The organism is Microbacterium sp. LWH13-1.2 (assembly GCF_038397735.1).
Classification (GTDB): domain Bacteria; phylum Actinomycetota; class Actinomycetes; order Actinomycetales; family Microbacteriaceae; genus Microbacterium.
This window is the reverse complement of record NZ_CP151635.1, coordinates 3,512,723-3,525,254: the sequence shown is the minus strand read 5'-3', so window position 1 is coordinate 3,525,254 and position 12,532 is coordinate 3,512,723. Positions and strand designations below refer to the sequence as shown.

Annotated in this window: 13 protein-coding genes and 1 pseudogene; 10 read left to right on the top strand and 4 right to left on the bottom strand. The window is 67.9% G+C overall.

From position 1 onward, the window contains the following. Nucleotides 1-9: 9 nt before the first annotated feature. Entirely contained in the window at nt 10-564 is a 555-nt protein-coding gene (locus tag MRBLWH13_RS17010) for a winged helix-turn-helix domain-containing protein (protein WP_341956091.1), read from the bottom strand. Nucleotides 565-698: 134 nt separating this feature from the next. On the opposite strand from MRBLWH13_RS17010, the gene MRBLWH13_RS17005 reads away from it, so the two are divergent. From MRBLWH13_RS17005 to MRBLWH13_RS16990, 4 genes are all read left to right on the top strand, one after another. Continuing rightward, entirely contained in the window at nt 699-1,592 is an 894-nt protein-coding gene (locus tag MRBLWH13_RS17005; protein WP_341956090.1) for a hypothetical protein, read from the top strand. Beyond that, nucleotides 1,589-2,338, top strand: coding sequence for a spermidine synthase (locus MRBLWH13_RS17000; RefSeq protein ID WP_341956089.1), 750 nt, complete (start codon nt 1,589-1,591; stop codon nt 2,336-2,338). The genes MRBLWH13_RS17005 and MRBLWH13_RS17000 overlap by 4 nt, the downstream gene beginning before the upstream one ends. Beyond that, complete coding sequence (locus MRBLWH13_RS16995) at nt 2,335-3,177, top strand: SDR family NAD(P)-dependent oxidoreductase (protein ID WP_341956088.1); 843 nt, start codon at nt 2,335-2,337, stop codon at nt 3,175-3,177. Before MRBLWH13_RS17000 ends, MRBLWH13_RS16995 begins: the two co-directional genes overlap by 4 nt. A 317-nt stretch (nt 3,178-3,494) precedes the next feature. Then, the gene (locus MRBLWH13_RS16990) at nt 3,495-4,496 is read left to right on the top strand and encodes a magnesium and cobalt transport protein CorA (protein ID WP_056511040.1); all 1,002 of its coding nucleotides are present in this window, start codon (nt 3,495-3,497) and stop codon (nt 4,494-4,496) included. Between the two features lie 51 nt (nt 4,497-4,547). Here the strand turns inward: MRBLWH13_RS16990 and MRBLWH13_RS16985 are convergent, their stop codons facing one another. Next, nucleotides 4,548-5,024: a cytochrome C5 gene (locus MRBLWH13_RS16985; protein ID WP_341956087.1), complete on the bottom strand. Its 477-nt coding sequence runs from the start codon at nt 5,022-5,024 to the stop codon at nt 4,548-4,550. Between the two features lie 54 nt (nt 5,025-5,078). Here MRBLWH13_RS16985 and MRBLWH13_RS16980 point away from each other — a divergent pair, with 54 nt between their 5' ends. From MRBLWH13_RS16980 to MRBLWH13_RS16955, 6 genes are all read left to right on the top strand, one after another. Further along, nucleotides 5,079-5,810, top strand: coding sequence for an SGNH/GDSL hydrolase family protein (locus tag MRBLWH13_RS16980; protein WP_341956086.1), 732 nt, complete (start codon nt 5,079-5,081; stop codon nt 5,808-5,810). Between the two features lie 52 nt (nt 5,811-5,862). Beyond that, a complete protein-coding gene (locus tag MRBLWH13_RS16975; protein WP_341956085.1) occupies nt 5,863-6,048 on the top strand; it encodes a hypothetical protein in 186 nt (61 codons plus the stop codon). A gap of 126 nt (nt 6,049-6,174) precedes the next feature. Then, nucleotides 6,175-6,528 (top strand): PadR family transcriptional regulator, encoded by a 354-nt coding sequence (locus tag MRBLWH13_RS16970; RefSeq protein WP_341956084.1) that lies wholly within the window; start codon nt 6,175-6,177, stop codon nt 6,526-6,528. Between the two features lies 1 nt (nt 6,529). Next, on the top strand, nt 6,530-6,901 hold the full coding sequence (locus MRBLWH13_RS16965) for a DUF1048 domain-containing protein (protein WP_341956083.1): 372 nt from the start codon (nt 6,530-6,532) through the stop codon (nt 6,899-6,901). Then, nucleotides 6,898-7,683 carry an ATP-binding cassette domain-containing protein gene (locus tag MRBLWH13_RS16960; RefSeq protein WP_341956082.1) on the top strand — a complete coding sequence of 262 codons (786 nt, stop codon included), beginning with the start codon at nt 6,898-6,900 and terminating at the stop codon, nt 7,681-7,683. Before MRBLWH13_RS16965 ends, MRBLWH13_RS16960 begins: the two co-directional genes overlap by 4 nt. Next, nucleotides 7,680-8,447, top strand: a complete 768-nt coding sequence (locus MRBLWH13_RS16955; RefSeq protein ID WP_341956081.1) for an ABC transporter permease — start codon at nt 7,680-7,682, stop codon at nt 8,445-8,447. The genes MRBLWH13_RS16960 and MRBLWH13_RS16955 overlap by 4 nt, the downstream gene beginning before the upstream one ends. A 124-nt stretch (nt 8,448-8,571) precedes the next feature. Here MRBLWH13_RS16955 and MRBLWH13_RS16950 read toward each other — a convergent pair. Together MRBLWH13_RS16950 and MRBLWH13_RS16945 are read right to left on the bottom strand one after the other, a co-directional pair. Beyond that, nucleotides 8,572-10,046 (bottom strand): annotated as a pseudogene (locus MRBLWH13_RS16950) (lipase maturation factor family protein). Nucleotides 10,047-10,092: 46 nt separating this feature from the next. After that, complete coding sequence (locus MRBLWH13_RS16945) at nt 10,093-12,345, bottom strand: GEVED domain-containing protein (RefSeq protein WP_341956080.1); 2,253 nt, start codon at nt 12,343-12,345, stop codon at nt 10,093-10,095. Nucleotides 12,346-12,532 lie beyond the last annotated feature (187 nt).

The following is a 12,532-nucleotide window of genomic DNA, read 5'->3' as shown; positions in this document are numbered from 1 at the left end:
GGGGGCTCCTCAGCTCGAGGCGATCATGGTCAGGACGAGAAGGGGCACGACACGCGCCGCGGGCACCTCGTAGTGGCCGCGGCGGGGCGAGACGAGCCAGCCGGCAGAGACGAGCTGACGCAGGTGGTGGTACAGCTGGCCGGACGATGCGAGATGCTCGAGCTGCAGAAGCTCCGCCGTGGTGTGCGCGCCGCGCATCACCTGACGCACGAGCTCGATGCGGGCAGGGTGACCGAGCGCCTCGAGGGGGCGCGCGAGATCGCTCCAGTCCTCCGACAGCAGGCCGTCGGCCATGAGGCCGTATTGCCAGCGCACCGGCCCCGCCTGCGTCTCGACCGCACCGGCCATCATCACGGCTCCCGGTGCACGACGGCCGAGCTCGTTCACGAACCAGAGCGGATCGTCGGCGCCGGTCAGCTCGGGCGCGGTCGCGGTCGGTTCCGCGCTCGCTTCTGCATCGTCAGTGGATGCGGCGGAGTGCGCAGCGAGCGCGGAGAGCCGAGCGACCTCGTGCTCGAGGTCGGTCAGTCGGCGCTCGATCGTGCTCTGGCTGTCGGGGTCCATCGTTCGAACCTATCAAAAGTTCGTAATTACGGAAAACTGTTGGTCGAGCCCCGCATCCGAAGCTGTGCCCGGCGCGGGCGGGAAGACGCACCGCAGGCGACGGCGCGAACCCCGAGAAGTAGGCTGAGGGCATCATGGAACCCTTCTGGAGCTGGCTCGGCACTGTGCCCTGGTGGATCATCTTCCCCATCATGGGCGTCGCCGGAGGTGCGGCGAAGGCGTGGGAGCGCAACGCGAAACGCCGCCATGAACGGCGCCTCGAGACACTGCGGCTCAAGGCCGAGATCAAGACCGCCCAGCTCGAAGCCCGCGGAGGCCACACGCGGCGAATCGGCCCGGCCGTCGTCGACACCCGGGCATCCGTGGCCCCGAACGCCCTGCTCGAGCGCCTGTTCGCCGAGCACGACGAGATCACCGCCCGGTGGCTCGACTACGAGCTCGACGTCGCGAAGCTCATCGCCTTCCCCGCGATGAGCGACGGGCGCCAGCCTCTCGTGGCCTCGTTCCTGCGGGCGAAGAAGACGGCGGATGCCCTGCGACCGCTGTCGGCCGAGGCGACCGTGACCGAGCAGCAGGTGTCGGAGTACCTCGACGCGGTGGGCGCGTACGCCGTCGCGTTCGAGATCGCCGAGAAGGATGCCCGGCGCCTGCGCGACTCGACCTTCACCGAACCCGAACGCAAGCGCCTCGACCGCGCGCAGCAGCTGCTCAAGGTCGCCGTCGACGAATCGGCCACGCAGGCCGAGCGCAACGTCGCCTACCGCCGTGTGCGCGACGAGCTCGAGGGGCTCATCCTGCTGAGCGATGAGGCCGTGCAGGTGCTCGAGAAGCAGGTCGCCCGCGAGCTCCCGGCACATCCATCGGCTGCACAGGCCGCGCCTTCCACAGCCCCTGCGGCCGCGACCGCCCCGGAGCCCGAGAGGATCTTCCTGCCCTCCTCGACGAGCCCTCCCGTGACCCAGCCCCGCACCGAGACACCTGCTCCCTCGCCCGCGAGCACGGACGACGACCGGGAGACCCCCCAGTGATCACCCGATTCGAAGAGCTCGATTGGCAGGAGACGCCGATCGGAGAGCTCACGTTGCGCCGACGCACCGAGCCGGCGGTCGGCGAGGAGATCTACGAGGTCAAGCTCGGCGACGAATACCTGATGTCGAGCCTGTTCACGGTGGCGGAGGAAGAGCTCTCGAATCTCGGCCTCGGCGCCGTCGACGGCGACGACCTCTCAGTCCTGGTCGGGGGCCTCGGCCTCGGGTACACCGCGGTCGCCGCACTGCGAGATGCGCGCGTGGCGTCTCTCACCGTGGTCGATCGACTCGGCGCGGTGATCGGCTGGCACCGACGAAAGCTGCTGCCGGTGTCGGCGGAGCTCGTCGACGACCCGCGCACGACCCTGGTCGAAGACGACTTCTTCGCCCTGGTCCGGGCAGCGCCCGCCGACGGACACCTCGGATACTCCGCCATCCTGCTGGATGTCGACCACTCGCCACGTCACCAGCTCGATCCCACGCACAGCGACCTGTACACCGCCGCAGGCCTGAGCGCACTCGACCGGCATCTCGCTGCGGGCGGGGTCTTCGCACTGTGGTCGGATGATCCGCCCGACGACGAGTTCATGGTCGAGATGCACGCCGTGTTCGATGACGCCGTCGCCCACGTCGTCGACTTCGCGAATGCCGTCACCGGCGGGACGTCGTCCAACACCGTGTACGTCGCGCGCAGCCGCGGCACGGTCGAACCGACCGTCGACCAGCCGCTGGAGGCCGCGTCGTGACCCCGAAGACGATCGTCCTCACCGGAGCATCCGACGGCATCGGTGCGGCGTCTGCACGGCAGCTCGCGGCATCCGGGCATCGGCTGATCCTGGTCGGCCGCTCTGTCGAGAAGACGCGGGCGGTCGCCGCCGACACCGGCGCCGAGTGGTTCACCGCCGATTTCGCCAGACTCGACGACGTGCGCGAGCTCGCGACGAAGATCGCCGACACCGTGGGCGACGGCGGGATCGACGTGCTCGCGAACAACGCCGGCGGCATCTTCGGCGATCAGACCCCGACGGTCGACGGCTTCGAGAAGACCCTGCAGGTGAACCACCTGGCGCCGTTCCTGCTGACGAACCTGCTGTTGCCCCAGCTGCGCGCCGGCCGCGCGTCGATCATCAACACGTCGAGCGTCGCGCACCGCCTGTTCGCACGGCTCGACATCGACGACCTCGACAATCGCAAGAACTTCAGCGCGAACAGGGCCTATGGCGACGCGAAGCTCGCCAACGTGCTCTTCACGAAGAGCCTGCACGCCAAGTTCCACGGCGAGGGCCTGAGCTCGGTCGCCTTCCACCCCGGCACCGTGCAGACGAACTTCGCCTCGGACTCGAACACACTCATGCGGTTCGTCTACCGCACCCCGCTCAAGCGTCTGCTGCTGATCAGCAGCGAGAAGGGCGGCAGCACGCTGAGCTGGTTCATCGAGGGGACGCCGGACGAGACCTGGATCTCGGGCGAGTACTACGACGAGCGGGTGCTGACGCGACGGGTGAACCCGCGCATCGAGGATGCCGCACTCGCCGAGGCGCTGTGGCAGAAGAGCGCCGAACTCGTCGGCATCAGCGCGAGCTGACACGAGTCCCGGCATCCTGCCCACGCCGGCCTGCCGACAGTCCCGGGCCGCATGGATCCCGCGTCCAGACGGCAGGAGTATGCTGGCGAGTCGGGTCACATGACCCCTTCAGAGCGCGAGAGGCGGTGATGGCGATGTCCGGTGATAGTTGCGACGCCGCCTTCGTTGCGTCGCGTCTGACTGCATCCGTGCGTTGAGCTCCGGCTCCGCACCTGCACGTTCTGCTCCGCAGCCGTCGGCGGCGTCATCCGCCCCCTGACGAAACACTGCGCACGCCCTCTTCGACTCGGCGTGCGCCTGCGAGAACGGAGCCAGCCATGGCCCTCATCGACAACGGCGTGTACGTCCACGGACGTCGCGTGGAGACCCCGAAGAACCTCGACGAGACCTACCGGTCGCTCGATGCCCACGGCGGCATCGCCTGGATCGGCCTCTACCGGCCGAGCCCGCAGGAGGTCGCCTCGGTCGCCCGCGAGTTCGACCTGCATCCGCTCGCCGTCGAAGACGCACTCTCGGGGCACCAGCGGTCGAAGGTCGAGCGCTACGGCGACACGCTCTTCGCCGTGCTCCGCCCCGCCCGCTACCGCGACGAGCAGGAGTCCATCGAGTTCGGCGAACTGCACCTGTTCGTGGGCCCCGATTTCGTGGTCACGATCCGGCACGCCGAGTCGCCCGACCTCGTGGGCGTGCGCCGCCGCATGGAGGCACACCCTGAGCTGCTCGCGATGGGACCGGAGGCGGTGTTCTACGCGATCCTCGATGAGGTCGTCGACGGCTACGAGCCGATCGTCACCGGACTGCTCAACGACATCGACGAGATCGAGGACCAGCTCTTCGGCGACAGCGACGACGACGCCCTGTCGCGCCGTATCTACGAGCTCTCGCGCGAGGTCATCAACTTCCAGCGCGCGGTGCATCCGCTCGCCGGGATGCTGGAATGGCTGCGCCGCGGGTCCGAGAAGTACCGCATCGACGAGGAGCTGCAGCGCTCGCTCCGCGACGTGCTCGACCACGTCATCCGGGTCAATGAGCGGGTCGATTCGTTCCGCGCGATCCTCGAGAACGCGCTCACCGTGCATTCCGCTCTGGTCGCCCGGCGCCAGACCGAGGCGGGGCTGGCGCAGAACGACGAGATCAAGAGGATCTCGTCGTGGGCGGCGATCATCTTCGCCCCCACGCTCGTCGGCACCGTCTACGGCATGAACTTCGACGTCATGCCCGAGCTGCACTGGGTGCACGGCTACCCGATGGCGATCGGTGCGATGGCCGCGTTCGCGGTCGCGCTCTACGGGGTGTTCAAGTACAAGAAGTGGTTGTGACGCCGGGCGGGCTCAGCGGTCGTCACCGCTGAGCCTGTCGGTCTCGATCGTCTAGTCGTCGGCGCCGCCGTCGCGATCGCGCACCTCGATGCTGGCGACCTCGAGTTCGTCGTCGAGCTGCACGAGGATGCGGGAGTCCGGGAACTGCTTCGGCGCGTCGAAGGCGATCAAGACCGCATCGGCGAACACCACGACGGAGGTGGCCTCGAGGTCGTCACGAAGGTCGGTCTGCTCGAGCACCGGCTCGTCGTCGACCGCCTCGTCGATGTCGTCGGCGACCTCGTCGATCACCGCACGCCACCGCGACTCGGACACCGACAGGATGCGGGTGATCGCCCCGAGCAGCGCATCGACGTCGAGGCTCTCCTCGTCATCCTCGAGCTCGGGGTCGACGTTGACCGTGACCACAGCACCGGCGGCGTCGATCGTCGCCCGGCCGTAGATGAGACCGTTCTCCGCGACCGGATCATCGAGCAGACCGCTGTCGACGATGCGGGCGAGGAGGTCATCGAGCAGAGGGGAAGCCATGAGACCAGTCTTCCACTGAAGTCTTCCGCTGACCCCGCCGCTAGTCTTTAGGGCGTGCCGAACGCCGAATCCCCCGCATCCGCCGCATCCGATCTCCGCCGCCTCGCAGACGCGCTCGCAGGCGTCGAGCCGCTGAACTGGGTCATCACCGGCGACTCGATCACGCACGGACTCGTGCATACGCAGGGCGGCCGCAGCTACGCCGAGCATCTGCACGAGCTGATCCGCGGAGAGCTGGACCGCACCCGTGATGCCATCATCAACACGGCGATCAGCGGACACCGCATCACCGACATCCTCGGCGACTGGGATCGTCGCATCGCGGCGTGGCACCCCGACATCGTGACCCTGATGATCGGCACCAACGACATGGCGACCGGCCCCGGCCAGATCACCGTCAGCCCCGCGGAGTTCGCCGCGTCGCTGCGCGAGTTCGTCACACGTGCACGCGCGGCGGGCGCGATCGTCGTTCTGCAGACGCCGCCGTCGATCGACATCCCGAACGCGCCCGGTCGCGAGCGGATCGTGGAGTTCGCGGATGCCGTACGCGAGGTCGCCGCGTCGGAAGACGTGATCCTCGTCGACCAGCACGCGCGCTTCACCGACCTGGGCAACGGCGGAGTGCCGTGGGGCATGATGAACGACCCGTTCCACCCGAACGCCGCGGGTCACGCCGCCCTCGCGCTCGAACTCGCGAACGCCCTCGACATCTGCCCGCAGCCAGACCGCGACCGCGTGCTGCCTCTGCTCGACGCGCGGGTCGCGGCCGCTCGGCTGAACGGTTAGTCGCCGCACCACCCGCACCGTCCCGCCGGCACGACGCCGTGTGGGGCCAGTCATGTCGATCGGGCTCGGCGTGCTCCTCGGCGCCGCCCTGTATCGGGTGGTGCATCACGGCGCCGAGGAGATCGTGCAGTTCGGCGTCGCTCCGACGACGGCGGTCGCTGAGGCGCCGCGCCGGCTCTTCGACCGACTGCTGCCCTGGCGGCGGGCGCGCGCTCAGGCGTGGACTCTGCGCACCTGACGGCCGCCTCCGCTACAGCCCTCCGAGAAGGCCCAGTATTCGGTGTTGCTAAGTACCGGTACTCAGTGTTACTTTGTACCGGTACCCAGCAACACTGAGTACCAACCGAACCGGAAGAAGGTCCCGATGGGCAAACAGATGACCGAGATGCTCAAGGGCACTCTGGAGGGCATCGTCCTGGCCCTCCTCGCCGAGCAGCCGGCGTACGGCTACGAGATCACGACCCGCATGCGCGATCACGGGTTCACCGACATCGCCGAGGGCACGATCTACGCACTCCTCGTGCGCGTCGAGCAGAAGAAGCTCGTCGACGTCGAGAAGGTGCCGAGCGAGAAGGGTCCGCCCCGCAAGGTGTACTCGCTCAACCCCGCGGGCACGCGGGAGCTCGCGGAGTTCTGGAAGACCTGGAGCTTCCTCTCCCAGCACATCGAACGACTCAACACGAACAACACCGACAGCACCACGAACAAGGAGAACTGACATGGCCGCCAAGTGGATCGAAGCGCTCACCGGATCGCTCGAGCAGAAGAAGCAGTACCGCGATGCGAAGAAGCGCATCGATGCCCTCCCCGAGCCGTACCGCACGGTCGCCAACGCCCAGCACCGCTACACGATGTACTACGGGGGCATCACCGACGGCGACATCCTCGTGCAGATCTTCCTCGACCTCGCCGACCTGTGGGAGCGCGCCGCCATCGACGGCACCCCGATCGACGACATCGTCGGCGACGACGCGGTCTCGTTCGCCGAGACCTACGCCGAGGCCTACGGCGGAACCCACTGGATCGACAAGGAACGTGCCCGCCTGAACAAGGCGGTCGACGACGCGAAGAAGAAGGAGTCTCGATCATGAACGCACCCGCCATCGCCGTCCGCGGCATCGAGAAGTCCTACAAGGACCTCCGCGTGCTGCGCGGCGTCGACTTCGAGGTCGAGAAGGGGTCGATCTTCGCCCTCCTCGGCTCGAACGGCGCCGGAAAGACCACGATCGTCCGCATCCTCTCCACGCTGCTGACGTCGGATGCCGGCACCGCCGCCGTGCAGGGAATCGACGTCGCCGCCGACCCTGTCGCCGCGCGGCAGCGCATCAGTCTCACCGGTCAGTTCGCCGCGGTCGACGAGATCCTCACCGGTCGTGAGAATCTCGTGCTGGTCGCGAAGCTGCGGCATCTGCCGGACCCGGGAGTCATCGCCGACGACCTGCTCACCCGCTTCCGGCTGACCGATGCCGGTGCCCGCAAGGTCGGGACGTACTCGGGAGGCATGCGTCGCCGACTCGACATCGCCATGAGCCTCGTCGGGCACCCCGAGGTCATCTACCTCGATGAGCCGACCACGGGACTCGATCCCGAAGCCCGCATCGAGGTGTGGAACGTGGTCAAGGAACTCGCGAACACCGGCACGACCGTGCTGCTCACCACGCAGTACCTCGATGAGGCCGAGCAGCTGGCCGACCGCATCGCGATCCTCCACGAGGGTCGGATCATCGCGAACGGCACGCTCGCAGAACTCAAGCGCCTGCTGCCGGCCGCCAAGGTCGAGTACGTCGAGAAGCAGCCCACCCTCGAGGAGATCTTCCTCACCCTCGTCGGCACCACGTCGACCGCAGAATCAGGAAAGGAGAACGCAGCATGAGCACGCACGTCGTCGCCGACACCGCGACACTCACCGGCCGCTCGATGCGGCACATCTTCCGCAGCACCGACACCATCATCACCACGGCGGTCACCCCGATCGCACTGATGCTGCTGTTCGTGTTCGTCTTCGGAGGGGCTCTCAAGCAGAGCATCGGCTCCGAGAACTACGTCAACTACCTGCTCCCCGGCATCCTGCTGATCGCCGTCGCATCCGGAATCGCCTACACGGCGTACCGGCTCTTCAACGATCTGCAGAGCGGCATCTTCGAGCGCTTCCACTCGATGCCCATCGCCCGATCGAGTGTGCTGTGGGCCCATGTGCTCACCTCGCTCGTCGCGAACGGCATCACCCTGGCGATCATCTTCGCCGTCGGGTTCCTGCTCGGGTTCCGCACCGGTGCCGGTCCGCTCGCGTGGCTCGCCGTCATCGGCATCCTGCTGCTGTTCACCCTGGCCCTCACGTGGCTGGCGATCATCGCGGGCCTCAGTGCCAAGACGATCGACGGGGCGACCGCGTTCTCGTATCCGCTGATCTTCCTGCCGTTCATCAGCTCGGCCTTCGTGCCGACCGACACGATGCCCGGACCCGTGCAGTGGTTCGCCGAGAACCAGCCGGTCACCTCGATCGTGAACACCATCCAGGCGCTGTTCGCCGAGCAGCCCGTCGGCACCGACATCTGGGTCGCCCTCGCGTGGTGCATCGGCATCCTGATCGTCGGCTACGTCTTCGCGATCATCGCCTACCGCAAGAAGGTCAGTTGACCGTCTGCAGCGAGACGGAACGCTCCGTCCGGGCCCCGCGCCCGGCCGGGGCGTTTCGCCGCGCTCGGCGTGGGCCTGTTCATGGCCGCTGAGGGGTGACTGCCTCCTCCCCTGGGCGCGCGATCTACCTCAGCCCGAGCGGACCGAGCACGACGCTCTGGCGCGTGCGCACCCAGATCACACCGTCTTCTCGCCGCTCGGCACGGGTGGCGAAGCGGTAGCGGTACGACACTGCTCGCACCCATCGCGGCTGCTGCCGTCGAACGGGTCTCTGCCCAACAGGGCGAGCGTCGGAGCATCGGCCTCGAGCAATCGCAGCAGGAACACGGTGAACCAGTCGTCGAGGGAGCGGCCGAGCGGCAGGAACCACATGAGCCAGTCGAGGCGCAGGTGGTACGGGGCGAACTGGCGCGGGATGCGGCGCACGTCGCCCGGTTTGCCCTTGAACTCGTATTCCTGCCAGAGCAGACCGTCATCATCCACCGACCCCTCGACCACGATCTCGACCCGCTCCTTCGTGACAGTGCCGAAGGCGCCATACGCGTTGGCGAGCTGCCAGCGGTTGAAGCTCGCGTTCATCGCCTGGCGTCGCGCGAAGAGGTTGCGCAGCGCCGGCCAGCTCACCCCGAGATACAGAAGCGCCACCGCTGCGGTGATCACGAACCAGTACAGGGGGATGCCGGGCCACAGCGACTCGTCCGCGTCCGCTCGCTCGGCGACCGGAGTCCCCACCCCCGGCATCCCGATCGCCGAGAACGCGATCACGATCGTGACCCAGTTCAGCCAGGCGAAGTTGCCCGTCGCGACGAGCCACACCTGCGTCGCGATCACGATCACGGCGGCCACCGCGCCGACGATCTGCGGCACCGGCCCTGGAACCCACACCGACAGGATCGGTGCGAACACGAAGAAGGGCACCACGAGCTGCGCGAAGTGATTGCCGACGACCTCGCCTCGATGGAACCACCGAGGCAGCAGGTGCGCCTGACGGCTGAGCGGTCCCGGCATCGGCTGCGTCTCGTGGTGATAGGTCAGCGCGGTGAGGTCGCGCCACTCCTGCCCGCCCCGGATCTTGATCATGCCGGCACCGAACTCGACCCGGAAGAGCAACCACCAGAACAGCACGATCACGACGGTCGGCGGCGGCTGGTCGTTCGAGCCGAGGAACGCGGCGAGGAATCCCGCTTCGAGCAGCAGCATCTCCCATCCGAACGAGTAGAACGTCTGACCGATGCTGACGATCGACATGTACCCGAGCCACATCGCGAGGAAGCACAGCATCGGCACCCACGGCGGCCCCCACTGCGGGATGCCGAGGACGAGGATGACCGAGAGAGCGATCCCCGCTCCACACAGCAGCGAGAGTCGTCTGTCCGAGTACCGGATGCGGAGGAACAGGGTCGGGTGCAGCATCCGACGTCGCTCCCTCTTCTCGGCGATCCAGTCGAGCAGCACCGGCGCCGGCAGCAGTCCATGCTCGCCGAGGAGTGGACGGAACTGATTCAGCGTCGAGATGAACGCGACGAGGTAGAGCGCCGCGATGCCCCGCTGCAGGACCTCGCGGGCGAACCCGAAGTCGACCGCCGCGAACCCGTCCACGGCAACAGGCTACGCCCGCGCCGAGCGGCCACGGAGGGGGTTGCGGTCAGCTGACGCGCCTCGCACGACGCGCTTCGATCAGGGCTGCAACCGCGAGGGCGAGGCCGATCAGCAGGCCTCCGGCGAGCGTGAAGCCCTGCGAGCCGGTGCCTCCCGCCGCCGGCAGCACGAACGCGGGCACGTCGCGAACCGAGATCGTGTTAGCTGCCACAGTGACCTGCGGGCTCGACTGCCCCGCCGCGATCGACAGCACCCCGGTCACCGACACCTCGACCTTGACGGGCTCCGCGAGGAGCGCGAAACCTTCCGGCGCCTTCGTCTCTTCGAGCCAGTAGGTGCCCGGACGCACGCCGGCCGCGGTGAAGGTGCCGACCTCGGCCCCCGCGATCAGCCCCGGCGTGACTGCGACTCCCGGGGCCCCCGCGACATCCGTGAGCAGCCGGAAGCCCGACCCGTCCATGCGCACCCAGTCGCCGTTCGCGTCCTCGCCGATCTTCTCGACCAGGATCGAGGCCAGGATCTCGCGGGTGGTCGCGTTCGCCGGATCGGTGTCGGTCATCCGCGCTCCGCCGGATGCCGGCTGACCGGATGCGGTCGCGGTGTTCGTGTGCAGCGTGCTCCCCGTCGTCGGCGCGGCGCGGGTTGCGGTGAAGACGGCCACCTCGCCGGGGTCGAGCGTGCCGTCCCAGACCCCGACCGGGATGATTTCTGCTGCCGCGATGACGTTGTCGGTGAGCTGCACCGCGGTCAGCGGCACGTTGCCGGTGTTCGTCACCCGGAACTCGAAGGTGAGAATCGATCCTGCGTCGACGCTGATTCCGGGGGCGGTGTTCGCGTCGTCTCCGTTCACGAGCTTGACGACCTCGATCCCCGGCGTCGCCGCGGCCACCCTCAGGATGTAGTCCTCGACCTCTCCGGACTGCGCGATCCCGCGAGGATCCACCACCTCGGATGCCGTGAACGCCGTGCGCAGACGCAGGTACGTGTCACCGACCACCGCGGCCCCGGGCACAGCCCACGTCAGAGCCACCGAGGTCGCCCCGGCGATGAAGACCGCCTGCACCCGCTCGGTGGCATCGAAGATCCCGTTCCTGTTGAAGTCGATCCATCCGGCGACCGTCCCGGGCAGCGTCGTCCCCGTCAGCGGTACGACGAGCGAGTAGGGGGTCGACCTGATCGCGCTCGGTGCACGCACCCCGTCGCCGATCGCGTCATCCGTGTCGAGCGATGCGGTGGCGCTGGACTTCGGCGACAGTGTCGGCTTCGCCGTGGCGTCGGCATCCGATGTGATGCCGGCACCGAGGCGCAGGGGTCCCTGCACGTGCAGAGCGGCCTGAGCGGCGTCGTAGCTGAGGGGAGCATCGCCCATGTCCTCGTGCAGGCGGATGGACAGGCGGAAGAGGTCGGCGAGACGCGTGCCGAGGTCTGCGGTGTTGTATCCGCTGGCCCAGCCGTCGGCGACCGGTGCCCGTTGGATGTGCGTGCCGATGCTGAACGTCACCGTCTGGAAGGTGCCCTTGAGCGCCACGGATCCGCACCCGGCGAGCGAGGTGCTCGTCATGGTGCGTCCGCCGAGCTCGGCCGCATCCGGCAGGATCGTGTCGCACCGAGAGCTGCTCGACTTCACCGCGGTCGTGAGACTCGTGGGCGTCACGCTGAAGTTCTGCGCGCCCGCGACGGTCGAGAACGTCACGCCGGGAGTGGTGATGTCGAGCTGGATGTCGATCCAGCCGGCTGCGGTCTTGTCGCCATCCGCGTTCGTTCCGACGGTGAGGCCGTTGCCGCTGATGATGTTGCAGTAGGTCTCCGACGTGTTGCGCACCTCGACACACTGCGCGTAGCCGCCGAGCCCCGAGATGTCGAGGATGGGGTCGGTGACGGCACGGTTGAAGGTGACGGTGAGAGTTCCGTTGCCGGGGCAGAATCCCGTGAAGTTCAGGTTTCCGCACATGCCCGCGTAGGCCTCGAGCCCCACCGTCGGAGTCGTGGCGGGGTCCAGCCCCGGCGCGAACATGGCAGCGGTCGCTCCGTATGCCGAGTGCGGGGTCGTCGCGAGGAACTGCACCCCGGCCGACCCGTACTGCGTGGTCGCCTGGGTGAGAGACAGGGTCGCCGTGACTCCGCCCCGATAGTTCATGGTCGAAGTCGTCGCGGTGCGGGTGACGCTCTGTGCATCCTCGATCGCCTGCGCTGGCTCCTGCGTGGTCGGCAGCCCTCCGGCGAGGAGGATCGCGCCGATCAGCGCCGCTCCCAGAAGGGTGCGTGTTCGACGTCGGCGCGGTGTTGCTGCTGCTGTCATCAAGTCCTCAATCGACGAGACGCGTCCACGGGCGGATCCACGATCCGGGACGGATCTGAGGAGCGTCATTCAGCCCGGCGACGCATAGGGAGAAGAGAGGCCGATGATTCGACCCACACACAGGACAGGGCGACTGTCCGTTCGTGACGCCGAGCCCGGTGCGCTGTTTCAGTACATCGATACATCA

What these genes read in the sequence shown, in the direction of transcription:
- MRBLWH13_RS17010 (WP_341956091.1), bottom strand. Translation starts at nt 564, where the DNA reads ATGGACCCCGACAGCCAGAGCACGATCGAGCGCCGACTGACCGACCTC.
- MRBLWH13_RS17005 (WP_341956090.1), top strand. Translation starts at nt 699, where the DNA reads ATGGAACCCTTCTGGAGCTGGCTCGGCACTGTGCCCTGGTGGATCATC.
- MRBLWH13_RS16990 (WP_056511040.1), top strand. Translation starts at nt 3,495, where the DNA reads ATGGCCCTCATCGACAACGGCGTGTACGTCCACGGACGTCGCGTGGAG.
- MRBLWH13_RS16985 (WP_341956087.1), bottom strand. Translation starts at nt 5,024, where the DNA reads ATGGCTTCCCCTCTGCTCGATGACCTCCTCGCCCGCATCGTCGACAGC.
- MRBLWH13_RS16975 (WP_341956085.1), top strand. Translation starts at nt 5,863, where the DNA reads ATGTCGATCGGGCTCGGCGTGCTCCTCGGCGCCGCCCTGTATCGGGTG.
- MRBLWH13_RS16970 (WP_341956084.1), top strand. Translation starts at nt 6,175, where the DNA reads ATGGGCAAACAGATGACCGAGATGCTCAAGGGCACTCTGGAGGGCATC.
- MRBLWH13_RS16965 (WP_341956083.1), top strand. Translation starts at nt 6,530, where the DNA reads ATGGCCGCCAAGTGGATCGAAGCGCTCACCGGATCGCTCGAGCAGAAG.
- MRBLWH13_RS16960 (WP_341956082.1), top strand. Translation starts at nt 6,898, where the DNA reads ATGAACGCACCCGCCATCGCCGTCCGCGGCATCGAGAAGTCCTACAAG.
- MRBLWH13_RS16955 (WP_341956081.1), top strand. Translation starts at nt 7,680, where the DNA reads ATGAGCACGCACGTCGTCGCCGACACCGCGACACTCACCGGCCGCTCG.
- MRBLWH13_RS16945 (WP_341956080.1), bottom strand. Translation starts at nt 12,345, where the DNA reads ATGACAGCAGCAGCAACACCGCGCCGACGTCGAACACGCACCCTTCTG.